The sequence below is a fragment of the Pedococcus sp. P2_E2 genome, from assembly GCF_056403955.1.
Genome location: NZ_JBFUEM010000007.1, coordinates 160,245 through 181,584, shown reverse-complemented (window position 1 = coordinate 181,584; position 21,340 = coordinate 160,245). Strand labels below are relative to the sequence as shown.

Below are 21,340 nucleotides of genomic sequence, written 5' to 3'. Positions count from 1 at the left end.
GGAGACCCGATGACGACCCCGCGCACGGACGACACCACCGAGCTCCCGTGGGCCCAGACCCAGACAATCCCGTATGCCGCGCGGCCGGCTCCCGCGCCGACTGCACCTCCCAGCGCAGCGGATACGGCCGCGTCGGTCACGCTCGCGCCGGACACGGCGCCGGCGCTCAACCCGCCTACGTGGACCGGCCGCAAGACGGCGATCGCCGCTGCCCTCGCCATCGGCATCTCGTCGATGGGGGCGGCGGCCGCTGCCGCCGCCGTGCCGCCGGGCACCTCGCTGGGCGGCGGTCAGGTCCAGCAGGGCGGCTTCGGCCCGGGTGGCGGCCAGCGACCCGGCTTCGGCCAGCCGGGTCAGGGTGGCCGCGGGTTCGGGCAGCAGGCCCCCGGGACCCTGCAGCAGGCGCCGGGCGGCTCGTCGCAGCTCCCCGGGAGCCAGCTCCAGCAGGCTCCGGCCGACCCGAACGCCGGCACGACCTGACCCGCCGCCAGTGACTTCAGGTCCTGGCTGAGCCCAGACCGAGCACGACAGCGATCCCGAGGGCGCTGCGCGGGTCGTAGGCGGTCCGCCACAGCCCGCCGTGCACGGCACCCGCCGCTTCCTCGCGCCAAGGGGTGGTCGGGCTGTGGGGCTCGGTCCGCAGGTCGTGGACGAGGAGGGCGGCCATGAACGTGTTGCTCGTGGCCGGTTCGAACACCTCGATCCCGAACCGGTGCGCACCGGCGTAGGCGCTGGCCAGGGCACGGTTCTTCACGACCGAGCGGGTCCGGGTGGGAGGCGCGACGTTGAGCGACACGGTGCGGCCGTCGCGGCGGGCCACGGTGGCCCGCCACCGCTGAAGTCGTTTGGCGAGAGCGTAGTTCGGCCCCTGTTGCGGGACCAGGCTGTCGTTGAGTCCCGGGTTGGTGCCGGGCGCGTAGTTGCGGCGCAACAGCCGGCCGCCGCTCAGCGTCCGGAGCGCCGGCCGGACCAGCCGCATCGGGGTGGACGGTCCGCGGTAGCTCCGGGTGGAGTGCTCGACGGCCTCGCCCGGCACGGCGAAGACATCGGTCGGCGTGGCCAGGAAGGCGAGGGCGACATCGGCCCGTCGGGTCATCAGCTCGGTGCTGAGCGCGTCGACGGCGGTGGAGACCCGGACGTTCGTGGCGCCGTCGGCATAGACGTAGTTGCCGAGCACCATGGGCCCTTCCACGTCGGTGAGCCAGTCGGCGATGGCCGGGAGGCCGTGGAGCAGGTCCGCTCCGGCGTGGGTGGCGAGGTCGCCGACCGACCAGCGCGCCTCGGCGGGCACCGGCAGGTGCAGGGTCCCGGCCGACGACGCCGCGACGTTCAGGACGCGCTTCCAGATCTCGGGACGGGGCAGGTCGACGCCGACCACCTCCCCTCCCCACGACAGGATCGAGCGCAGGGGTCCCATCTCGGCACCGGCTCCGAGCACGACGACGCGTTGGTCGCTCAGGTCGAGCCACTCCGGGTTGGCCATCACGGTGCGGACTGCCTCGGCCGCGGAGGGCTCGATGATGCCGCGAGTGGTCCAGTCGTCGAGCTGCCTGTGCAGGGCATCACCGCGCAGCCGCTCGCCGTGCATCGGGAGGCTGAGCTCGGTCGCGCGCTCGCCGGTGCCCCGCACCGTCGCCGTGCCGAGGGCCGCATCCCGTCCCGTCGCGAAGGCCTGATCGAGGGGCACCTCCCCGTTGGGCGTCGTGGCCCGCATGCGCGAGTGGAGGGAGTCCAGCCCGGCGCGCGCGACGTCGACCGCCGCCTCGCCGTCGCGCAGCAGGCCGGCCTCGACCAAGCGCTTGAAGTGGGTCAGGTAGCCCTGGCGCCAGTTGGTCTCTCGCTCCGCGGCCTGTGCCCCGACCGGGTCCACCCCTCGCAAGGCGTCCGCGACGACGGCCCGCCCGAGCGCTGACGTGCTTCGCTTGCCGTCCACCTCGGGAAAGACGACCCCGTGCGGTTGGTGGGAGTCACTGCGTGGTGAGCCACTCTGCGCCATGCGGCGAGTATGCCGTGTTGCGGGCGACGGGCGGACGGCTCAGACCCACCCAGTCAGTCGTGGGCGGCGGCTGCCATCCGCTGGGCGAGCTGCTGCGCGGCAGCGCGCAGCTCGGGGCCGCCCACGATGCGAAAGGGGACGGGCAGGACGGCCAGCTGCTCGGCATACCAGGTGGGGTTGCTCGTGCTCCCCACCAGCCGCGTGCCGCCCTCGGGGACCTCCTCGAGCCGGCCGAGCCCGCGGGGGAGGATGCCGCTCACGGTCTCGAGTGGGGCATCCACGAGGACGTCGGTGGCGTACTCCCACCCGGCCGCCATGTGGGCCTCGAGCTCAGCGACCGGGTCGAGGTCCGCGGGCGGCACGAACGCCTCGACCAGCGTGGCGACTGCGGTGACCCGGTCGATCCGGAACGCGCGCACGGCCGTCGCCGCGTGGCTCCAGCACAGGAGGTACCAGCGCCCGTGGCGGACCACGACGGCCCACGGGTCGACCTCCTGCGACCACTCGCGTCCCGCTTCGGTCCGGTAGCCGATCCGTACCCGGACCCGGTCGATGCTGGCCTGCACGAGGGCGGTCGTCGTCTGGGGGTTCGGCCTCGCGGCGGACCGGTCCGGCGCGGGCGCGGTGGCCCGGCGGACCGCCTCCGCCTGGGCGGCGACGGGCTCAGGGAGGGCCCGGACGATCTTGCCGAGCGCACTTCCTGCGGGGTCGGAGGGGTCCGCCGCCTGGTGGTGTCCGTCCAGCACCGCCATGACCAGTGCCAGGGCCTCGCTGGCCTCGAACATCAGCGGGGGCAGCCGCAGGCCGCGGCCGACGCGGTAGCCCCCATAGGGGCCACGTTCGGACTCCAGGGGTATGCCGGCCTCCCGCAGGATCGCGACATAGCGGCGGGCCGCGCGTTCGGTCACTCCCAGACGGTCGGCGAGGCGCCCGGCGGTGATGCCTGGGTTGCCCTGGACCAGCTCGAGGGCGAGCAGGGCCCGCGCGGTCGGGCTGGTGTCGGAGGACGACATGACAACAGGGTAGGGGTTGATGCGGTAGCCGAACGTCCGGAACCGGTTCTACCGTGCAGTCATGGCTACGACAGACACCGTGACCGAGACCCCGTGGGAGCCACCGCTGGCCGGCACCGAGGAGGGGGCCCTGCTGGGCGCCCTCGAGCGGCTGCGGGCCACCTTCCGCTACAAGGCCGACGGGCTCGACTCCGCCGGGCTGAACGCCCGCGTCGGCGCCTCCAGCCTCACCCTCGGCGGGCTGCTCAAACACCTCGCCTCCAACGAGGACTACAAGTTCACGGTGCAGCTGACCGGTGCGCCGATGGACCCGGCCTGGGACGACAACGGCTGGGACGGCAACGACGACTGGGAGTTCGAGTCGGCGGCCACCGACCCACCCGAGGTCCTCTACGCGCTCTACGACGGTGCGGTGTCGCGGGCCAGGGCGAGGGTGGGCGAGGCGCTGGCCGACGGCGGGCTGGACCGGGCGGTCGAGGCACACGACGACGAGGGGAACCACGCCAACCTGCGTCGCCTGCTGCTCGACCTGGTCGAGGAGTACGGCCGCCACACCGGTCACGCCGACCTGCTGCGCGAAGCCGTCGACGGCCGCGTCGGCGAGGACCCCCCGCCCGGCTGGCAGCCGGTGTCGGGCGAGTGGACCTGGGAGACGCGATGACCGACCACGACGAGCACCCAGGTTTCGACAGTGCCCACCGCGGGACGACGTTCCGGCGGTTCGACTTCACCGACGCGGTCTTCGACGACACCTACCTGGTCAACGCGCGGTTCAGGAACGTCGCCCTCAAGGGGGCGAAGATCAGCGGGTCACAACTGGTCGACGTCGAGATCTCCGGTGAGGTGGAGCGGCTCACGGTCAACGGTGTCGACGTGACCGAGTTCGTCGAGGCCGAGCTGGACCGCCGTGAGCCCGACCGCGCGAAGATGCGGCCCCACACGCCGGCGGAGTTCCGCGAGGCGTGGGACATCCTCGAGCGCCGGTGGGCCGAGACGGTCGAGCGGGCCCAGCAGCTCGACCCCGAGCTGTTGCACGAGCGGGTCGACGACGAATGGTCCTTCATCGAGACGCTGCGCCACCTCGTCTTCGCCACGGATGCCTGGATCCGTCGCGCGCTGCTGGGCGACCCGGCCCCCTGGAGTCCGCTCGACCTGCCGCACGACGACATGGGCGACATCCCCGAGGTGCCTCGCGACCGGTCGGCGCGACCCTCGCTCGACGAGGTGCTCGAGCTGCGGCGCGACCGGATGGCCAGCATGCGCGCCGTCGTGGACGGGCTGACGGAGGAGAAGCTCGTGGGGCGGACGACCCCGGTCACCGAGCCGGGCTACCCCGAGCCGTCGGACTTCCTGGTCGCCGACGTGGTGGGCTGCATCGTCAACGAGGAGTGGTACCACCACCAGTACGCGACCCGCGACCTCACCACCCTCGAGAGTGCACGACACGCTGACGCGGCCCCCTGACGCCCAGCGTGTCGTGCACTCTCGTCTGCGAGCCAGCGCGCGAAAGGCCCGGAACCACAGGGGTTCCGGGCCTTTCGTCGCTATGCCGCGTGGGCGGCATACCTGCTAGTGCGTGGTCACTCGACGCCGAGGCGGGCCTTGAGGCCGTCGAGCTCGACCTGGAGCGCGGTGGGGAGGGTGTCGCCGAACTTGGCGAACCACTCCTCGATCTGCGGGATCTCGGCCTTCCACTCCTCGGGGTCGACCTTGAGGGCGGCCGCGATGTCGGCGTCGCTCATGTCGAGGCCGGAGGTGTCGAGGGACTCCGGGGTCGGCACGTGGCCGATCGGGGTCTCGACGGCGGCAGCCTTGCCCTCGATGCGCTCGATGGCCCACTTGAGGACGCGGCTGTTCTCGCCGAAGCCCGGCCACAGGAAGCCACCCTCTTCGTCGCGACGGAACCAGTTGACGTAGAAGATCTTCGGCAGCTTGGAGGCGTCGGCGTCCTTGCCGAGGTTGACCCAGTGCTGGAAGTAGTCGCCGGCGTTGTAGCCGATGAACGGCAGCATCGCCATCGGGTCGCGGCGCACGACGCCGACGGCACCGGTCGCGGCGGCGGTCGTCTCGGACGAGAGCGTGGCGCCCATGAAGGTGCCGTGGATCCAGTCGCGGGACTCGGTCACCAGCGGCACGGTCGTCTTGCGGCGGCCGCCGAAGAAGATCGCCGAGATCGGCACACCCTTGGGGTCGTAGTACTCAGGGGCGAGGATGTCGCACTGCTCGATGGGGGTGCAGTAGCGGCTGTTGGCGTGGCTGGACAGCTCGCCTGCCTCCCCGATGTCGGGCGTCCAGTCCTGGCCCTTCCAGCTGGTGGCGTGGGCGGGGGTGTTCTCCAGCCCCTCCCACCAGATGTCGTTGTCGTCGGTGAGCGCGACGTTGGTGAAGACGGAGTTGCCCTTGTTGATGGTCTTCATCGCGTTGGGGTTGGTGTGCTCGTTGGTGCCGGGCGCGACGCCGAAGAACCCGAACTCGGGGTTCACGGCATACAGGCGACCGTCCTCACCGAACCGCATCCAGGCGATGTCGTCGCCGAGGGTCTCGACCTTCCAACCGGGGATGGTCGGGGCCAGCATGGCGAGGTTGGTCTTGCCACAGGCACTCGGGAACGCGGCGGCGATGTAGTAGACCTGCTGCTCGGGGGAGATGAGCTTGAGGATGAGCATGTGCTCGGCCAGCCAGCCCTCGTCGCGGGCCATCGCCGAGGCGATGCGCAGCGAGTAGCACTTCTTGCCCAGGAGGGCGTTGCCGCCGTAGCCGGAGCCGAACGACCAGATCATCCGCTCCTCGGGGAACTGGACGATGTACTTCTCGGGGTTGCAGGGCCACTTCACGTCCTGCTGGCCCGGCTCGAGCGGGGCGCCGACGGAGTGCAGCGCGGGGACGTACTTGGCGTGCTCGCCGAGCTCCTCGATGCGGCGCAGCACGTTGACGCCGGTGCGGGCCATCACGCGCATGGAGACCACGACGTACTCGGAGTCGGTGATCTCGACGCCGAACATCGGGTTCTCCGCCTCGACGTGACCCATCACGAACGGGATGACGTACATCGTGCGGCCCTTCATGCAGCCGGCGTAGAGCCCGCGCATGAGGTCCTTCATCTCGTTCGGGTCCATCCAGTTGTTGGTGGGCCCGGAGTCCTTCTCGTCCACGGAGCAGATGTAGGTGCGGTCCTCGACCCGGGCGACGTCGGTCGGGTCGGAGGCTGCGTAGAAGCTGTTGGGCTTCTTCTCCTCGTTGAGGCGCACGAAGGTGCCGGCCTCGACGAGCTTGTCGGTCAGTCGGGTCCACTCGGCGGCGGAGCCGGTGACCCACTCGATGTGGTCGGGGGTGGTCATCGCTGCCACCTCGTCGACCCATGCCTGCAGGCCGGCGTGCGTGGTGCCGCCTGCGCGCTGGTCAGTCTGCGTCGCCTCGGTCGTCATGTGATCGGCCGTCCCTTTCGCCCGGGTGTGTGCCGCCCGGATCATGAGGTGATGCGTCCACGCCGACACGGGTCATCCGACCGCGTGTCCACATGGTGAACGCTCCTGATCTGGCCAAGGTACGCCCCCCTACGCGCCAGTAGATACCGCGAGGGTCGTAGATCGCTCGTGAAAAGCCTCACAACCGGCGAGTACGTCGGGTGAGTTTGCAGCCTTCTTGCAACCGCTGCAAGAAGGCTGCGAAAACCGTTGCGTTTCTTGCCTTTCGAGACGCGGCCCCCCCTGGCCGCCCGTGGCCGCCGGGCCGCGTTCAGGGCGACCCAGCGCCGTCCCGGCCCGTCGGTCCGGCCACCGACGCGAGGGTATGCCGCGTGCGCGCCCCAGGCGGGCGGCATACCGATTTCGTCGGCGCGGGGTCGAGCCGGTAGTCTTTCCCGTCGTTGCTCTGGGCGATCCCACAAGGAATCTCAGGGCGACATTCGCGCCCGTAGCTCAACGGATAGAGCATCTGACTACGGATCAGAAGGTTAGGGGTTCGAATCCCTTCGGGCGCACTCTGCGTTGAGACAGACGACTGGGACCCTGACCTGCGGAGACGCGGTCGGGGCCCTGCTCGTTCCGGAGGTGCGGACAGCCGCAGTCCTGGTCAGCCACGGCTCCGTCACCCGCGCGCTGCCCCCGCTTGCTCACCGAAGGTCCGGCCTGAATGCCGGGGCTTCGGCTGCGTTGGCCGACCCGGCATGGCCGCCGGTGAGCTCCTTGCGGTGCTCGGCAGCGTTGGCCGAGGAGTTGCCGTTGGTCACCGTGGCCCAGGTGGCGAAGAGGGTCGAGCCATAGGCGATCCGGGACTTCACTCGGTCGCTATCGGCTATGGCGGACTGCTGAGTTTGCACGGCACCTGCGGATTGGCGAGCCGATGCCCGGACTGGGACGACGCCGAGGACGACCAGGACCAGGGCGACTGTGGTGGCCGCGGTGGCAGTACCGGCGTGGTCGGTGTGGGTGAGTTTCATGACATATCCCTTTCTTCGGTGAGCTGCTCCAGGCACCGGCGACCGTGACGACACAGGACGAGGCCGGTGGCGCTGCCTAGGTGAGGTGGGGATGGGGTGGGGCTAGGAGAGGGATGACCTGCGCTACTCCGGGGCGGTGGTCACGGCAGGATCCACGCCGCTCACCGCGCTGGGGTGGTGCCCGGCGCGGACTGCCAGGCGACGGTGCCGATCCCGCTTGGCGTGCCTTTGGCGGCATTGGAGAGCATGGTGGTGAGGCGGCCGTCGGCCCCGATCTCGACCAGGTTTGCCCGGTTCTGGTTCAGCGTGGACACGGCCACCCGCCCAGTGGGCGACAGGTCCATCCACGGTCGCACTGGGGCGAAGCACTCGCAGTGCCCCAACTGGGCGACCACGCGGAGGTCCAGCCCGTCTGCGCGGATCGAGCGCACGGAGAGGTCGTTGCTGTGGCCGTCCCGAAGTCCGCGCCACTGCAGGTACATGAAGCTCTGACCGTCCGGCGACCAGCGGGGATCGCCCAGGTCCGGATACGGCCCGAACTTGAACAGCACCTGGGGGCGCCCACCTGCCAGCTCGACCGTCATGACCGACGCTTCCGCGTTGGTCATGCCGGTCAGGGCAATCCGGCCGGCCGCGTTCACGTCCAGACCGGTCACGGACCAGCCCGCCGGCAGGGGCACGGTGCTCGCTTCGCCCCCCTCGACCGCAATCCGGACCAGTCCATTCGGGGAGGCTGTGAGGACCTGCGCGGAGTCCGGCGACCACGCCACCGGGCACGAAGGTTGCCGGCACGCCCCGAGTTTGCGGTCCGTTCCGGTGTTGACGTCGACCACGTGCACATCGCCGGCGCCGTAGGCGAGTTTCGAGCCGTCTGGGGAGAACGACATTGGTGCAGGCGCACCGGTCTTGACCTTGCCGGTCAGGGCGGGAAGCGACCCAGCGACCACGGTCAGGCCCGTGCCGTTCTGGAACACCAGCGACTCCACGGTTGCGGGCCGCGTCGGGGCGGCTGGCAGGGCCTGTCGGCGCGGCCACGGGGCACTGACGACCAGCAGGACTAGCGCGGCGACAGCTGCGGCGGCGACCATCCACCCGACCCGCCCGCGGGTGCGGTCGTGGCGCAGGTCGCGGAACCTGGCGTCGACGTCCAGTGTGCGCGTGGTCTCCGCCCACAGGTCCGCGGTCGCGCTGCGAGCCAGCTCCTCCAGGCTCATGACTTCACCTCCAGCGAAACGCCTAGCGTGCGCGCCAACGACTGCCGGGCACGGCTCAGGTGAACCTTCACGGACCCCTGGGACACCTCCAGCGTGCGGGCCACGTCCGCGACCGACAGGTCGCACACGTAGTGCAACGCCACCACCTGCGCCTGGCGCCGCGGCAGGGATCGCACCAAATGCCAGAACTCGCCGGTACCGCCCAGCTGGTCGACGATCTGAGGCGGCCCCGAGCGTCGGAAAGCCCTTGCTTCAGCCAGTCGGCGACGGAACTGCGACACCGCCAGATTCGCGCAGGCCCGGCGCACATAAGCCTCCGGGTGCTGCAACTCCCGGATCGTCGACCACCGGCGGTAGGCCACCATCATGGCCTCCTGCGCGACATCCTCGGCCAACCCCGGTGGCGCCAGCGCCCGCGCCAAAACCACCAGGCCCGGAAGCTCGGCACGATAGAAGTCTTCGAACGACCGGCCCCGCCCCGTGAAGGCAGGCGACAGCCCCCCACCCGGCTTGTGCGGCCGGGCGCCGACCTGCGGCGCGTTCATCATGCCCACTAATCGCCCCAGACACACCCGCGGGTTGACACCCGCGGCAACCATTCACCACGTCGAGCCACCCCGCCACCGTCCCAAGGCGGCTATCCCAGCGGATCCACCGCAGGTTGGAGATCAGCACCACGTCGCGAAGCCAGAGGCGGACCCCGGGCGGCCAGCCAACGAGCGAAGGTGCGACACACCGCCGCGACACACCGCCGCGACTTACCCGGTAGATCGTTAGCCGTGCGACTGGCGGGAGGGTGCGGACTGCCGCAGTAGCGCGTTCTCGATCGTGGCCAGTGGGACGTAGGCGTCGAGTTCCGCCCGTAGTGCGGCGACCTTCGACGCGTACGTGGGGTCGTGGAGGAGGTTCTGGACCGCCCGCCGGATTGTCGCTGGCTTCGGGCGTTCGCTGCGCAGGTCGACGCCGAGGTGGTTGTAGCCGACCCGTGCGTTGATGTCGTTCTTACCCTCGCGCTTTCCGGCACCCACGACAGGAACGCCGTGCAGGAATGCCACGAGGTTGCTTCCGAAGCCGCCGCTTGTAACGAACGCGTCGACGTGCGGGAACAGGTCGTCGTAGTTGATGAAGTCTTCGATGATCACGTTCGGTTCGGGGAAACGCGCACGCAGGGCCTGGGTGTGGGCACCGGCAGTCGTGGCGACGACGACGTAGTCGGAGTCCTTGAGCGCTTGGATGGTGGGGATGATCAGCTTGCCGGGGTCGGTGTTGTCGACGGTGCCTTGGGAGACCGCCACCACCTTCCGCGACGTGTCCACCACTGCAGCAGGCAGCGAGACCCTCGGGCTGGTCGAGGGGCGGGCAGGCAACAGCGGCCCGATGTACTCGGCATTCGGAAGCGGCTGATAACCCGGGAACTCGAGTCCCGGGGAGCCGTTGAGAAAGACCCGCTCGGTCCTCAGCATCGGCTCGTGAGGGAAGCCGTTGGGGGGAATCGGCGCCAGGTCATGGCGGGCGAGAATCTGGTTGTAGTGCGTGGTTCCAGCCTTCATGGCGCTCGCGAGCAGCCTGCGGGCCACGGCATGCTGCATCCGGCCCACGGGCGTGCGCGCGGGCCGCAACCCAAAGAACGGTGGCGGCCCCTGGCCGTCAGACAACACCATCGACAGGCCGATGGCGTATACCGGTACACGCAGCGCTTCGGCGACGAGTTGCTCGGCGTAGAACGCCCCATCGCACACCATCGCGTCGAATGGCCAGTCCCGCCTGATGTCCTCGAGGTCCTGGAAGTGCTCGTCGACCTGGCTCACGAAGAACTTGTCGAGGTCGAAGGAGATCAGCCGCGGCCCCTTGAGAGCAGCACGTTCGGGGAACACCTCATTGATGTTGCTGGCCATGAGCTCCGTCGCCCGACGGTAGGGAAACCAGCGCATGCCAAGCCTGTCGAGCTTGGCGCCATACGCCGGTCCGGCATACCACCGGACGTCATGCCCACGATCGGCCAGGTAGGCGGCGATACCTGTCAGGGGGTTGAAGTGTCCATCGGCCGGCGGTGACGCGAACAGAATTTTCATCCGCCCTCCCCTTCCTCACTATAGTGACACTATAGTGAGCCTCCATGGAGCCGCTGTCTACCCCCACGACCCGCGCGGACCGAGCCCTTGCCACCCGGCGCCGGATGGTTGAGGCCGCGTACGACCTGTTCTGCCAGCGCGGGTACGTCGGGACGACCATCACCGAAGTGGCCAAGAGGGCAGGCGTGGCGGTCCCGACGATCTACTACACGTTCGGGACCAAAGCTGCGCTCCTCGAAGAGTCACTGGGAGCAGCGATCGGCGGCTTCGATCGCTGGCCTGGGCCGCCAGTCGCCCCCGACATCACCGAACTACTGCCTTGGCACCAATGGTGGCGCGAGTTCCACGACAGCCCCACAGCCGAGGCGGCCTTCACCGTCTTCTTCACCAACGGCGTCGGGATCCTCCAGCGGGTGGCACCGCTCGTCGCCACCCTTCACGGTGCCGGTGGCGACCCCGAAGCGGCCGCCGTGGTGCAGGTCAGCGAGCAACGACGCGTCGAGTCCTACCGAGAGATCATCCGCATCATCGCGCGAAAACCCGGCGGCCTGCGACCAGGACTGACACAGGCGGCGGCCACCGACATCTTGGTCGTGCTCTTCAGTGCCGAGGTGTACCAGTCGATCCGGACCGGCCGAGGATGGTCGCACTCGCGCACCACAGCCCTGCTGCGCGAGCTGCTCTCGGCACAACTGATCGACCACTCAGGTCGAGACACGCGACGTCGGGGGTTGCGCGCGGCCAGCACCAAGACGGTCGATACGAGTGCAGAGAGGTGAGAGCGAGTTCCAATGCACAGGGGCCAGAGGATGGCGCGGGCGGCCAGCTCGGTCAGCGCGTTCCTGGGGATCGGCTTCGGCCTCCCGTGCCTCTTCGGGATCCGCCACTTCGCCCAGACCGGACACGTCTGGAACTTCCTGGGCTTCCCGACCTACGGCAACGGCCCATTCGAACGGATCGGCCTGACGACCAGCACCGCCCTCTTGGTCGGATTCCTCACGGTGTGCATCGCCGAGGTCACACTGGCCGCAATCCTCTGGGCCGGCGCTCCCCACGCGCCGGCCGTCAGCTATGCACTCCTGCCCTTCGAGCTCGTGTTCTGGATCGGTTTTGCGCTGCCTTTCGGGCCACTGCTCGGCCTTGTCCGAACCGCTCTGGTCGCGTCCGCCTACCGAAACGACAGGCATTCACCACCGCGGCGGACAGGGGAGCACCCCACGGCTCAGCCGCGGTAGCACGCCAAGCTACGAGACACACTCTCGCTAGTCGTGACATGTTGACGCGCGGTGGGCACGTGGTGGTGAGAGTCGGTGTGGCCGTGGTGCTGGCCTTGATCGTCGGCTACGCAATGACGAGGGCGGTGGCGCCTTCCTCCTCGGGTACGCAACCCGGCGACAGGGCCGCAAGTGATGGGTGCACGCCCCGCTGGCGCACTCCGGCGGCGCCAATCGAGATTGCGGGGGGCTAGGCCCGGTTGGGCTTGAACAGGAGCTGGACCAGGGTGGTCTGCCACCACCGTTCGACCTGGTCGCCGGTCCACCCGCGTTCCTCCGTCGCGATGACGAAGCTCTCCACCGAGACCACCACGGCGTAGATGTCGAGGGCGACGCTGAGGCTGATCCCCTTGTGCCACAAGGACTTGGGCCATGAGCCGAACAGCTTGGCGCGCTCGGTTTCGCCCCGGCGCCTGCCCTCTTGGTAGGCCGCACCGAGCTCGGGGTGCTGGCGTCGGGCTTCGGCCAGGAGCCGCAGCACGTCGCCACCCAGCTCGAAGAGCCGTCGGTCGAAGGCCACGAACGCCCGCAGCTGCTCGACCGGGTTGCCCTCGTGCTCCCTCAGCTCGGCGACGACTCGGCGGACGTCCGCGCTCTGCTCGGCGGCGTCGATCAGCGAGCTCGCCAGCCCGGCCTTGCTCCCGTAGGCGTTGTAGACCGTCGCCTCCGACACTCCTGCCAGCTGCGCCACCGACCGGACGCTCGTCCCGGCCCAGCCACCCTCGAGGAACCGCGTGCGGGCTGCCGCGGCGATGAGCTCGCGGGTGCGCTCTGCCTGCTGCTCCCGGAGCTCGGATCGGTAAGTGCGAGAAGTCGTCACGACAACCACTGTACAGGTTCGCTGAGTTATTCTATATTCACTGAGTGCATCACTAATGAATAGATACCAACTCAGCGAAAGGAAGCACGACCATGAACGCATCCACCCTGACCACCGAGGCTCAGACCGTGGCGACCGAGGCGCTCGCCCGCCTCGAGTCCGCCTGGAACGCCGCGGACGGAGCGGCCTTCGGCGCCGTCTACACCGCTGACGCCTCGTTCGTCACGATCCGCGGCGACCGCCTCCTGGGGGCCGACGCCATCGGTGCCGGCCACGCCGGGATCTTCGCGAGCGTCTATGCCGGCAGCGTCAACCGGATGGAGCTGGTCCGCGCAGAGGCCCTCGCTGCCGACGTCGTCCTCGCCCTCTCGGCCAACACGCTCGACAGCCCCGCCGGGCCCCTCGCAGGCGTGCACCAGGCCCTGTCGACCAGCGTCATCGTCCGGCAGGCCGACGGGGCGTGGCGCATCGTCTCCACCCACAACACCCTCGTGGTGGTCTGAGATGGGCGCCCCGGTCGTGGCCCCGTCCGCGAACGAAGCACGGTCGAGCCACTCGGCAGCGACCGGCGCCGGCCCCCAGGCCCCGCGCGCCAGTCGTCGCCTCGTCGCAATCCTGTTCGCCACGGGCGGTCTGGGGATCGCGCTGGGCGGTCAGCTCCACCCGCATGGCCATGGAGACACCGTCAACGCACACCTGCTGTCGATGTTCGAGAGCCCCGCGTGGGCGCCGGCGCACTGGGTCCTCCTCGTCGGAAGCGTCCTCGCCGCGGCAGGCCTCGTCGAGGCCTGGCGACGCCACACCTTCGGTCCCTCTGTCCAACGGTGGCTTCCTGCGGCGTCGGTCGCCTGGGTCTTCGGCGCGCTCGAGGTCCTCCCACACCTCCTGGCCGCAGGCGAGGCGCACGCGCTGGAGCACCACGAGGCCACACCCGTGCTCGACCTCCACGTCCTGCTGCAGGTCGCCTCGGCACCGTTGGTCGGGATCTCGGGTGCCGTGGTCGCCGTGCTCGTGGCTCGTGCCGCGCGCACGCGGCCGGCCTGGGTCCTCGCCGTCGTCGCCGTCATCGGCGGCCTCGGGTATGCCGCGTCCGCGCCCCTTCTCGTCGCGACGGGCAACGTGGCCTTCACGGTGCTCTTCCCGTTCCAGGCGGGACTGGCGCTCTGGTTGCTCGGGACCGGGGTACGGCTCCTGCGCCGTTGAGGCGACCGCTCAGGGCAGGCCCGCCGAACCCCGGCGGGCCTGCACTGCATCCCCGGGCACCGGGCTGACGGAGGGGCCGGCTGCTGAACCGACGCGAGGTCGGCGCCGGGCCGGCATACCGGATGCGTCAGCGTTGGCGGCGGGCGCCGAGGGCGACGACGACCCCGATCAGGGCGACGAAGGGCCCGATGACCGCCCAGATGCCCACCCCGCTCATGCCGCTCCCGCCGAGGATGTCGAGGCCCTGCAGGGTCCAGACGATTCCGATGAGGACGAGCACGACACCGATGACGAGCGAGAGGCGACGGTTCACAGCCTGGAGCCTACGTCGTGGTGCTCGCGCGGTCAGTCGGTCCGCGGTGTGGTGAGGTGGGCACGCAGGGCCACGTAGACCTTGCGGACGCCGATGGCACGCTGCAGGTCGTCCTGGATCCGGGTGAAGAACTCGCGACGGTAGTTCTGGTCGATGACGGCCTGGACCGTGAAGTAGAGACCCGCGAACGCCGACAGGAAGACCGCCACGGAGAACAGCTCGTCACTGATGAGGTGGAACGGGCCCGTGTAGTGCGGCTTCTCGCCCACCCAGGCCTGGATGACGCTCGGTCGGATCGCGATCGAGCCGAAGACCACGAAGAACCCGAACACGATCACGACGAGCGACAGCATCTGGATCGCCTGGGCGATGAAGAGCATCAGCATCAGGTTGCGACGCTGGAGCTTGGGCAGCCGGATGCCGGCGACCTCGGTGGCGAGGTGCGGCTCGGACAAGATCTCCCGCGCAGCCGAGGCCACCGGTGTCCCCTGGCAGGTCGACGCCAGCCGCTCTCCCTCGACCTCGACGCCGACCCGCTCGATCTCACTCGCGAACGACGGTGCGAGGAACGCCACGGCGAGCAGCGCGAAGATGCCGACGCAGACCCACAGCAGCGGTCGCGGCAGAGCCGAGGAGACCTGCCACACCTCCGTGTTGATGAACAGGAAGGTGATGAACAGCAGCAGGAACGGCAGCGCCCTCGTCGCGAGGGGTCCGATGAGCGAACGGTTCTCCCAGGCGTGGGCCAGCGCCCACCGGCCGATCCGCCCGACGCGGAAGACGCGGATGGCCCGACCCAGCGCGACAGCCGCCGCGACGAGCAGGCCCGCAGCCACAGCCGCGCCGCCCGAGAGGTCGAGGTTGAGCGCGACGACGGTGACGACCACGGCCGGGACGACGGCGGCCAGTGCCCAGAGGCCCACGATGCGGGGGGCCAGCGCCCTCTGGATCGCCTCGTGGCCGGACTCTACGAAGTAGGGCAGGCCGTGGTCCTCGAACCAGTTCTCGCACTTGGCGATGTCGTTGGTCGTCAGCACCGGGCCAGCCTCTCAGGTGGCCGGACCGGTTCGGTCGCACCACGCTGCCGTCAAACCACGCAGCCGTCACGCCACACAGTTGTCACACCACGCAGAACTCGTTGCCCTCGGGGTCGCGCAGCGTCACGGCGTAGTAGTCGGCGCCGTCGGGGGCATTGACGTAGGCGATGCTCCCGCCCAGGGCGACCAGCCGCTCGACCTCGGCGTCCACGCTCGCCCTCCGCGCGGCGTACGGCATCGCCTCGCGTCCCGGGGTGTGCCGGACGTCGATGTGCAGCCGGTTCTTGACCGACTTGGGCTCGGGCACCTCCTGGAACCAGATGCGCGGTCGCACCCCCTCGGGGTCGACGATCGCCCCGCTGCCGTTCTCGGCACCGACGAGCTCCTCCTCGGGTATGCCGCCCGCTCGCCAGTAGTCGAGCCACGAGTCCCAGCCGGCAGGGGCCGGCTCGGGGACGTAGCCGAGCGCCGCGCACCAGAAGGTCACGAGTCGGGAGGTGTCGGCGCAGTCGACGGTGAGGTGCCAGTTCGCGGTCATGTCGGCAGTTTCGCACCGAGGTCCGTCAGCCGCTCTGGACTGTGCCGGCTGCCTCGGTGAAGCGCGACGACCACAGGCGCAGCAGCTCGAGCACCTCCGGAGTGGCTTCCTCGAGGGTGAACGGTGCGTCGACCACACCCAGCCCGAACGCCGCCCACCCCGGGTGCACGGCGTCCATCTCCAGTCGGCAGGAGGTGTCGTCGATGGGGGTGACGCGCGCCCAGCGCCCGGTGCGCTTCTCCACCTGCTCTGCCGATGCCCTCACCGTGGCGCGCACGACAACACGGGTTTCGTTGCGGGACAGTCCCTTTCGCACGTAGGCCGCGGCGTCGCCTCCCGGGATCTCGCGGGCCCGGAATCGTGAGCGGGTCCCGAACGGTTCGGTCAGGCGATCGAGCCGGAACGAACGCCAGTCCTGCCGGTCGAGGTCGTAGCCGAGCAGGTACCAGCGCCGACCCACCGTGACCAGGCGGTGCGGCTCGACGTGGCGCCGGACGTCCTCACCCGCCACCTGGCCGCCCCGCGCGCGGTAGGTGAACCGGATGCGCTCCGTGTCACGCGTGGCCTGGGCGACGGCCGCGAGGACCTCGGCCTGCACTGCCGGTGCCTCGGAGAAGGGCGCGTCGTCGGTCACTGCCCGCAGCGCCTCTGCTCGCCGACGAAGCTTGGGCGGCAGCACCTGCACGACCTTGGACAGGGCGCTGACCGACGCCTCCGACAGCGCACCCGACGTCAGCTGCGCTGCTCCGTTGAGCGCCACCACCATGGCGATCGCCTCGTCCTCGTCGACGGTCAGGGGCGGCATCGTGGCGCCGGCTCCGAGCTGGTAGCCGCCCTCGACGCCGCGCACCGAGTCGACGGGATAGCCGAGCTCGCGCAGGCGCTCGACGTCGCGACGCAGGGTGCGCTCGGAGACCTCCAACCGGTCGGCCAGCTCGGGCCCGGCCCAGAACCGGTGGGTCTGGAGCAGGGAGAGCAGTCGCAGGGTGCGGGAGCTGGTGTTGGCCATGACTTCAGGATGCCTGAGATAGCGGTCAGAAAGTGGCCGGATCTCTCCCTAGCGTCGGTGATGACAGAAATCCGCAGACCACCACGTCAGGAGAAGGACATGACCACCACGCTGGAGGTGCCTCGCGAGGGTGAGCACACGGCATACCCGCCGGTCGACAGCCACGAGGCCACGAGTGGCGACGCCACGCAGCCCGGGACCCCGGCGGTGGCGCGGGGCGCGCTGCCGCTGGGACGGGCACGGACCATCGCGCTGCTCAGCTTGTTCCTCGCCTCGACGATGGAGCTCCTCGACACCACGATCGTCAACGTCGCCCTGCCGACCATCGAGGCGGGGCTCCAGGCCAGCGCCGCCCAGCTGCAGTGGATGGTGGCGGCCTACCCGCTGGCGTTCGCCGTCGGCCTGATCACCGGATCGCGCCTGGGTGACCTGTGGGGGCGCAAGCGGGTCTTCCTCGGCGGGCTGGTCGGCTTCACCCTCATGTCGGCGGCGTGCGGCTTCGCCCCGAACGCCCAGGCGCTGGTCGGCTTCCGCGCGCTGCAGGGACTCGCGGCCGCGGCGATGATCCCGCAGGTCCTGTCGAGCCTCCAGGTGATGTACGCGCCGCACGAGCGGGCCAAGGCGATGGGGCTCTTCACCGGGCTGGCCGGACTGTCGGCAGTGCTCGGGCCGGTCATCGGCGCCCTCCTGACCGAGGCGGACCTCGGCGGTCTCGGGTGGCGCGCCATCTTCCTCGTCAACGTCCCGTTCGGGGCGCTGGCGATGGTGGCCGCGCTGCGCTGGGTGCCGGAATCCGTTGCCACGCAACGCCCGCGCATCGACCTGCGTGGAGTCACGGTGCTCGCTGTGGGTCTGCTCGCCGTGCTCTACCCCCTCACCATGGGTCGCGAGCTGGGCTGGCCTGCTTGGGTGTATGCCGCGATGGCCGCTGGTGCGGTCGTGCTCGGGTTCTTCGCGCGGTCACAGGTCCGGGCCGAGCGCGCCGCTCGCGAGCCGCTGGTGGCGCTCAGCCTCTACCGTGGCCGGGGTTTCGCCGCCGGTTCGGCGATGAACTCGTTGCTGTTCATGGCGATGGCCTCCTACTTCCTGTGCCAGACGATCTACCTGCAGGCCGGTCTCGGCTGGTCGGTGCTGAAGGCCGGGCTCGCGGGAGTGCCGTTCGCGCTGACCACGACGGTCTTCGCGGGCGTCGGGGTGGCCGTGCTCGCACCCAAGATCGGTCGACGGGTGCTGCAGATCGGTGCACTGACCTGGGCGGCCGGTGCCGTGGTCCTCGCCGCCACGGTCCACGGCGCCGACGCCTCGACCTCGGTCTGGACGTTCCTCCCGGGGTTCGTGGTGGCCGGTGCCGGGTTCGGGTTGATGGTCTCGCCGATCGGCGTCTTCACGCTCGCGGACGTGCCGGTCGACAAGGCCGGGTCGGCATCGGGGTTGTTCAGCACGACGGGTCAGCTCTCGGGTGCGGCCGGGGTGGCGGTGCTGGGATCGCTCTTCTTCTCCGTCGTCGACGCGCACGGGTCTGCGTCTCCGGTGGAGACGTTCCGACCCGCGATGGAGGTGGCGCTCGCGGTGCTCGTCGGGCTCATGCTCGTGGCGGCAGTGGTCGCGCGGCAGCTGCCCGCGATGCCGAGCCTGCCCGCGCAGGACTGAACGCCCGGCGGCGACTCTCAGTGAGCGCCAACCCACTCATCGACCAGGTTCGAGAGTGGGTTGGCGCTCACTCGGCGTCCGCCGGCGGGTCGGTCGCCGGCAGGGTCGGTCGCCCTCGGGTCGGTCACGCGCGGGTCAGGACGTGATCAGGTAGCCGAGCCAGACCGCAGGCAGGCCGAGGCCGAGGGTGAGGGCGAGGTTGGCGACGAACGGCCGCCAGGCGCGCTCCTCGAAGAACACCCACGTCTCGAACGCCAACGTGGAGAACGTCGTCAGCGCCCCGCAGAAACCTATGGCCACCAACGGCATCAGCCACTCGGCTGGATGCGGCACCCCTGCCACGAGCCCGAGGACGAAGGAGCCCACCACGTTCACGACGAGCGTCCCGAGGATGGTCCCGGCCCTGGTGTGCTCCCGCGCCCACCGGTCGACGACGAACCGCAGCGGCGCACCGATGGCGGCGCCCGCCAGCACCAGCAGCGCGCCCGACCCGGTCACGGTCGCCGCCCGAAAACCCGCTCGCCGAGCGTGATGCCGAACCCCACCGCCACCAGGCCCGCGAGCAACGACCCCACGAGGTATGCCGCGGCGACCAGTCCGTGCCCCGCCTGCATCATCGCGTGGATGTCCAGGGCGTAGGACGAGAAGGTGGTCCAGCCCCCGAGCACGCCCACCCCGAGGAAGGGCCGCAGCCACGGGTGCGGCTGGGTCATCGAGAGCACCCAGACGACCAGCACGCCCATCGCGAGCGACCCCGTGACGTTGACCAGGAACGTCGACCACGCGAAGGCGCCGGACACGTGCGGCAGCGCCAGCCCGACGGCATACCGGCTGAGGGAACCCAGCACACCGCCCGCGGCGACGGCCCCGAGCAGCCCAGCGTCACCCGCCCGGACCATGCGCATCAGGCGCGCTGGGTCTCCAGGAAGTCCGCGATCCGCCCGATGGCCTCGGTGAGGACCTCGACGTCGGGCAGCGTCACCAGGCGGAAGTGGTCGGGCTCGAACCAGTTGAAGCCGGTGCCGTGCGTGACCAGGATCTTCTTGCTGCGCAACAGGTCGATGACGAACGCCTGGTCGTCCTCGATGGGGTAGACCTCGGGATCGAGCCGGGGGAAGCAGTAGAGCGCTCCGTGCGGTTCGACACAGCTGACGCCCGGGATCTCGTTGAGCAGTCGCCAGGCCGTCTTGCTCTGCTCGTAGAACCGGCCGCCGGGGTGGATGTACTCCTCGATCGACTGGTAGCCGCCGAGTGCCGTCTGGATCGCGTGCTGGCCCGGGACGTTGGCGCACATGCGCATGTTGGCCAACAGGGTCAGGCCCTCGAGGAAGTCGGCCGCGAGCTCCTTGGGCCCCGACACCATCACCCAGCCCGCGCGGTAGCCGCAGACGCGGTACGCCTTGGAGAGCCCGCTGAAGGTCAGGCAGAGCACGTCGTCGCCGGCAAAGGTCGCGGTGTGGTGGTGGACCGGCTGGTTCACCTCGTCGGCGAAGAGGATCTTCTCGTAGATCTCGTCGGACATCAGGACCAGGTTGTGCCGGCGGGCGATGTCGGCCATGCCGCGCACGATCTCGTCGCTGTAGACGGCGCCGGTCGGGTTGTTGGGGTTGATGACGACCAGGGCGTGGGTGTTCTCGGTGATCTTGGACTCGATGTCGGCGAGGTCGGGGTTCCACCCGTTGGACTCGTCGCACCGGTAGTGGACCGGGGTGCCGCCGGCCAGCGTCACGGCGCCGGTCCAGAGCGGGTAGTCCGGCGCCGGCACGAGGATCTCGTTGCCCTCGTCGACGAAGGCCGTGAGCACCATCGAGATGAGCTCCGAGACGCCGTTGCCGATGTAGATGTCGTCGACGTGCGTGTCCGTCAGGCCACGGGACTGGTAGTAGTGCGCGACGGCCGTGCGGGCGGAGTAGATGCCGCGCGAGTCGCTGTAGCCCTGGGAGTTCGGCAGGTGGTGGACCATGTCCTGCAGGATCGCCTCGGGCGCCTCGAAGCCGAACGGCGCAGGGTTTCCGATGTTGAGCTTGAGGATCTTGTGCCCCTCGGCCTCGAGCTTCTGGGCCTCCTCGAGGATCGGCCCACGCACGTCGTAGCGGACCTGGTGGAGCTTGCGGGACTGCGTGATTCGGCGCACGTGCTCAGTCTCCCAGCACTTCGACCGTGGACACGACGGTGGTCACCCCCGGGCGAGTCGGCGTGGAGCTGAACCCGAACCGGCAGGGCGGGTCGACGTCGGCCAGGCCGCCCAGGGCCATGCCGCGCCAGGTCCCGGACAGCGCCGTCACTTCGTGCAGGTCGGTGGCGCCGTACCACTCACGTCGACCCTCCATCGCAACTCCGCGCGTCCGTACCCCACGCAGCGCGACCCGGGCCACGGGGTCGACGACGGTGGCCCACGCGGGACTGGTCCCGATCCGCGGCGGCACCGCGCGCAGCAGCCAGCCGAGCGGCATACGCCTCCCCACGGACAGGTATGCCGTGAGGTGGTCGCCCGCGCGAACGTCCCAACCCGCTTCGGTTACCGCCACGGATACCGGCGTCTGGCAGACCTCGTCGAACTCGTAGGTCTCCGTGACGAACTCGGCCACCCCCTCGCTGGGGGCGAGGAGCGTCCGGTGCCCGCGGGCATCCTCGACCATCACGTCGGCGAACGGCCCAAGCGGCGACTCCAGCCAGCGACCCACGACGAACCGCACGCCGCTCGTGGAGCCGACCCCTGCGATGGCGCCCGTGAAGCGCAGCCGCTGCACAGACGCCACCACG

24 protein-coding genes and 1 tRNA gene are annotated in these 21,340 nt (G+C 70.0%); 9 read left to right on the top strand and 16 right to left on the bottom strand.

Annotation, left to right across the window (positions count from 1 at the left end):
- Positions 1–9 precede the first annotated feature (9 nt).
- Positions 10–480 carry a hypothetical protein gene (locus tag AC1DWR_RS16365; protein WP_477614447.1) on the top strand — a complete coding sequence of 157 codons (471 nt, stop codon included), beginning with the start codon at positions 10–12 and terminating at the stop codon, positions 478–480.
- Between the two features lie 16 nt (positions 481–496).
- On the opposite strand, the gene AC1DWR_RS16360 is transcribed toward AC1DWR_RS16365, so the two are convergent.
- Both AC1DWR_RS16360 and AC1DWR_RS16355 read right to left on the bottom strand, forming a co-directional pair.
- Complete coding sequence (locus tag AC1DWR_RS16360) at positions 497–1,996, bottom strand: hypothetical protein (RefSeq protein WP_477614448.1); 1,500 nt, start codon at positions 1,994–1,996, stop codon at positions 497–499.
- 53 nt (positions 1,997–2,049) lie between these two features.
- Positions 2,050–3,009: a helix-turn-helix transcriptional regulator gene (locus AC1DWR_RS16355; RefSeq protein ID WP_477614449.1), complete on the bottom strand. Its 960-nt coding sequence runs from the start codon at positions 3,007–3,009 to the stop codon at positions 2,050–2,052.
- Between the two features lie 61 nt (positions 3,010–3,070).
- On the opposite strand from AC1DWR_RS16355, the gene AC1DWR_RS16350 reads away from it, so the two are divergent.
- Complete coding sequence (locus tag AC1DWR_RS16350) at positions 3,071–3,670, top strand: mycothiol transferase (RefSeq protein WP_477614450.1); 600 nt, start codon at positions 3,071–3,073, stop codon at positions 3,668–3,670.
- Positions 3,667–4,473 (top strand): DinB family protein, encoded by an 807-nt coding sequence (locus tag AC1DWR_RS16345; RefSeq protein ID WP_477614451.1) that lies wholly within the window; start codon positions 3,667–3,669, stop codon positions 4,471–4,473. Before AC1DWR_RS16350 ends, AC1DWR_RS16345 begins: the two co-directional genes overlap by 4 nt.
- A gap of 116 nt (positions 4,474–4,589) precedes the next feature.
- On the opposite strand, the gene AC1DWR_RS16340 is transcribed toward AC1DWR_RS16345, so the two are convergent.
- Positions 4,590–6,434: a phosphoenolpyruvate carboxykinase (GTP) gene (locus tag AC1DWR_RS16340; protein ID WP_477614452.1), complete on the bottom strand. Its 1,845-nt coding sequence runs from the start codon at positions 6,432–6,434 to the stop codon at positions 4,590–4,592.
- 481 nt (positions 6,435–6,915) lie between these two features.
- On the opposite strand from AC1DWR_RS16340, the gene AC1DWR_RS16335 reads away from it, so the two are divergent.
- Positions 6,916–6,988, top strand: a tRNA-Arg gene (locus AC1DWR_RS16335).
- Positions 6,989–7,120: 132 nt separating this feature from the next.
- Here AC1DWR_RS16335 and AC1DWR_RS16330 read toward each other — a convergent pair.
- From AC1DWR_RS16330 to AC1DWR_RS16315, 4 genes are all read right to left on the bottom strand, one after another.
- A complete protein-coding gene (locus AC1DWR_RS16330; protein WP_477614453.1) occupies positions 7,121–7,447 on the bottom strand; it encodes a hypothetical protein in 327 nt (108 codons plus the stop codon).
- 161 nt (positions 7,448–7,608) lie between these two features.
- Positions 7,609–8,661, bottom strand: coding sequence for a hypothetical protein (locus AC1DWR_RS16325; RefSeq protein WP_477614454.1), 1,053 nt, complete (start codon positions 8,659–8,661; stop codon positions 7,609–7,611).
- Positions 8,658–9,209, bottom strand: a complete 552-nt coding sequence (locus tag AC1DWR_RS16320; RefSeq protein ID WP_477614622.1) for a sigma-70 family RNA polymerase sigma factor — start codon at positions 9,207–9,209, stop codon at positions 8,658–8,660. The genes AC1DWR_RS16325 and AC1DWR_RS16320 overlap by 4 nt, the downstream gene beginning before the upstream one ends.
- A gap of 225 nt (positions 9,210–9,434) precedes the next feature.
- On the bottom strand, positions 9,435–10,556 hold the full coding sequence (locus tag AC1DWR_RS16315; protein WP_477614455.1) for a glycosyltransferase: 1,122 nt from the start codon (positions 10,554–10,556) through the stop codon (positions 9,435–9,437).
- A 221-nt stretch (positions 10,557–10,777) separates the two neighbouring features.
- Between AC1DWR_RS16315 and AC1DWR_RS16310 the strand changes: the two genes are divergently transcribed.
- Positions 10,778–11,512: a TetR/AcrR family transcriptional regulator gene (locus AC1DWR_RS16310; protein ID WP_477614456.1), complete on the top strand. Its 735-nt coding sequence runs from the start codon at positions 10,778–10,780 to the stop codon at positions 11,510–11,512.
- Positions 11,513–11,542: 30 nt separating this feature from the next.
- Positions 11,543–11,968 carry a hypothetical protein gene (locus tag AC1DWR_RS16305; protein ID WP_477614457.1) on the top strand — a complete coding sequence of 142 codons (426 nt, stop codon included), beginning with the start codon at positions 11,543–11,545 and terminating at the stop codon, positions 11,966–11,968.
- 229 nt (positions 11,969–12,197) lie between these two features.
- On the opposite strand, the gene AC1DWR_RS16300 is transcribed toward AC1DWR_RS16305, so the two are convergent.
- Positions 12,198–12,827, bottom strand: coding sequence for a TetR/AcrR family transcriptional regulator (locus AC1DWR_RS16300; protein ID WP_477614458.1), 630 nt, complete (start codon positions 12,825–12,827; stop codon positions 12,198–12,200).
- Positions 12,828–12,919: 92 nt separating this feature from the next.
- Here AC1DWR_RS16300 and AC1DWR_RS16295 point away from each other — a divergent pair, with 92 nt between their 5' ends.
- Entirely contained in the window at positions 12,920–13,330 is a 411-nt protein-coding gene (locus AC1DWR_RS16295; protein WP_477624797.1) for an SgcJ/EcaC family oxidoreductase, read from the top strand.
- 1 nt (position 13,331) lies between these two features.
- Positions 13,332–14,030, top strand: coding sequence for a hypothetical protein (locus tag AC1DWR_RS16290; RefSeq protein WP_477624796.1), 699 nt, complete (start codon positions 13,332–13,334; stop codon positions 14,028–14,030).
- 127 nt (positions 14,031–14,157) lie between these two features.
- On the opposite strand, the gene AC1DWR_RS16285 is transcribed toward AC1DWR_RS16290, so the two are convergent.
- The 4 genes from AC1DWR_RS16285 to AC1DWR_RS16270 all read right to left on the bottom strand — a co-directional run bounded on the left by AC1DWR_RS16285 (position 14,158) and on the right by AC1DWR_RS16270 (position 16,927).
- Positions 14,158–14,343, bottom strand: a complete 186-nt coding sequence (locus AC1DWR_RS16285; RefSeq protein ID WP_477624795.1) for a hypothetical protein — start codon at positions 14,341–14,343, stop codon at positions 14,158–14,160.
- A 32-nt stretch (positions 14,344–14,375) separates the two neighbouring features.
- Complete coding sequence (locus AC1DWR_RS16280; RefSeq protein WP_477614462.1) at positions 14,376–15,380, bottom strand: hypothetical protein; 1,005 nt, start codon at positions 15,378–15,380, stop codon at positions 14,376–14,378.
- 82 nt (positions 15,381–15,462) lie between these two features.
- Complete coding sequence (locus tag AC1DWR_RS16275; RefSeq protein ID WP_477624794.1) at positions 15,463–15,918, bottom strand: VOC family protein; 456 nt, start codon at positions 15,916–15,918, stop codon at positions 15,463–15,465.
- A 25-nt stretch (positions 15,919–15,943) separates the two neighbouring features.
- Positions 15,944–16,927 carry a helix-turn-helix transcriptional regulator gene (locus AC1DWR_RS16270; protein ID WP_477624793.1) on the bottom strand — a complete coding sequence of 328 codons (984 nt, stop codon included), beginning with the start codon at positions 16,925–16,927 and terminating at the stop codon, positions 15,944–15,946.
- Positions 16,928–17,026: 99 nt separating this feature from the next.
- Here AC1DWR_RS16270 and AC1DWR_RS16265 point away from each other — a divergent pair, with 99 nt between their 5' ends.
- Entirely contained in the window at positions 17,027–18,577 is a 1,551-nt protein-coding gene (locus AC1DWR_RS16265; protein ID WP_477624792.1) for an MFS transporter, read from the top strand.
- 135 nt (positions 18,578–18,712) lie between these two features.
- Here AC1DWR_RS16265 and AC1DWR_RS16260 read toward each other — a convergent pair whose 3' ends face one another.
- Genes AC1DWR_RS16260 through AC1DWR_RS16245 form a run of 4 tightly spaced genes read right to left on the bottom strand, consistent with a single transcriptional unit; the run spans position 18,713 to position 21,339 of the window.
- Positions 18,713–19,075, bottom strand: a complete 363-nt coding sequence (locus AC1DWR_RS16260; RefSeq protein WP_477624791.1) for a fluoride efflux transporter FluC — start codon at positions 19,073–19,075, stop codon at positions 18,713–18,715.
- Positions 19,072–19,476 (bottom strand): fluoride efflux transporter FluC, encoded by a 405-nt coding sequence (locus AC1DWR_RS16255; protein WP_477624790.1) that lies wholly within the window; start codon positions 19,474–19,476, stop codon positions 19,072–19,074. The genes AC1DWR_RS16260 and AC1DWR_RS16255 overlap by 4 nt, the downstream gene beginning before the upstream one ends.
- Before the next feature lie 5 nt (positions 19,477–19,481).
- Positions 19,482–20,711 carry a pyridoxal phosphate-dependent aminotransferase gene (locus AC1DWR_RS16250; RefSeq protein ID WP_477624789.1) on the bottom strand — a complete coding sequence of 410 codons (1,230 nt, stop codon included), beginning with the start codon at positions 20,709–20,711 and terminating at the stop codon, positions 19,482–19,484.
- 4 nt (positions 20,712–20,715) lie between these two features.
- Positions 20,716–21,339 (bottom strand): hypothetical protein, encoded by a 624-nt coding sequence (locus AC1DWR_RS16245; RefSeq protein WP_477624788.1) that lies wholly within the window; start codon positions 21,337–21,339, stop codon positions 20,716–20,718.
- Between the last annotated feature and the right edge of the window lies 1 nt (position 21,340).

Excerpts from the sequence above, each read along its gene's own strand:
- AC1DWR_RS16365 (WP_477614447.1), top strand. The coding sequence starts at position 10 with ATGACGACCCCGCGCACGGACGACACCACCGAGCTCCCGTGGGCCCAG.
- AC1DWR_RS16360 (WP_477614448.1), bottom strand. The coding sequence starts at position 1,996 with ATGGCGCAGAGTGGCTCACCACGCAGTGACTCCCACCAACCGCACGGG.
- AC1DWR_RS16355 (WP_477614449.1), bottom strand. The coding sequence starts at position 3,009 with ATGTCGTCCTCCGACACCAGCCCGACCGCGCGGGCCCTGCTCGCCCTC.
- AC1DWR_RS16350 (WP_477614450.1), top strand. The coding sequence starts at position 3,071 with ATGGCTACGACAGACACCGTGACCGAGACCCCGTGGGAGCCACCGCTG.
- AC1DWR_RS16345 (WP_477614451.1), top strand. The coding sequence starts at position 3,667 with ATGACCGACCACGACGAGCACCCAGGTTTCGACAGTGCCCACCGCGGG.
- AC1DWR_RS16340 (WP_477614452.1), bottom strand. The coding sequence starts at position 6,434 with ATGACGACCGAGGCGACGCAGACTGACCAGCGCGCAGGCGGCACCACG.
- AC1DWR_RS16330 (WP_477614453.1), bottom strand. The coding sequence starts at position 7,447 with ATGAAACTCACCCACACCGACCACGCCGGTACTGCCACCGCGGCCACC.
- AC1DWR_RS16325 (WP_477614454.1), bottom strand. The coding sequence starts at position 8,661 with ATGAGCCTGGAGGAGCTGGCTCGCAGCGCGACCGCGGACCTGTGGGCG.
- AC1DWR_RS16320 (WP_477614622.1), bottom strand. The coding sequence starts at position 9,209 with ATGATGAACGCGCCGCAGGTCGGCGCCCGGCCGCACAAGCCGGGTGGG.
- AC1DWR_RS16315 (WP_477614455.1), bottom strand. The coding sequence starts at position 10,556 with ATGGCCAGCAACATCAATGAGGTGTTCCCCGAACGTGCTGCTCTCAAG.
- AC1DWR_RS16310 (WP_477614456.1), top strand. The coding sequence starts at position 10,778 with ATGGAGCCGCTGTCTACCCCCACGACCCGCGCGGACCGAGCCCTTGCC.
- AC1DWR_RS16305 (WP_477614457.1), top strand. The coding sequence starts at position 11,543 with ATGGCGCGGGCGGCCAGCTCGGTCAGCGCGTTCCTGGGGATCGGCTTC.
- AC1DWR_RS16295 (WP_477624797.1), top strand. The coding sequence starts at position 12,920 with ATGAACGCATCCACCCTGACCACCGAGGCTCAGACCGTGGCGACCGAG.
- AC1DWR_RS16290 (WP_477624796.1), top strand. The coding sequence starts at position 13,332 with ATGGGCGCCCCGGTCGTGGCCCCGTCCGCGAACGAAGCACGGTCGAGC.
- AC1DWR_RS16275 (WP_477624794.1), bottom strand. The coding sequence starts at position 15,918 with ATGACCGCGAACTGGCACCTCACCGTCGACTGCGCCGACACCTCCCGA.
- AC1DWR_RS16270 (WP_477624793.1), bottom strand. The coding sequence starts at position 16,927 with ATGGCCAACACCAGCTCCCGCACCCTGCGACTGCTCTCCCTGCTCCAG.
- AC1DWR_RS16265 (WP_477624792.1), top strand. The coding sequence starts at position 17,027 with ATGACCACCACGCTGGAGGTGCCTCGCGAGGGTGAGCACACGGCATAC.
- AC1DWR_RS16255 (WP_477624790.1), bottom strand. The coding sequence starts at position 19,476 with ATGGTCCGGGCGGGTGACGCTGGGCTGCTCGGGGCCGTCGCCGCGGGC.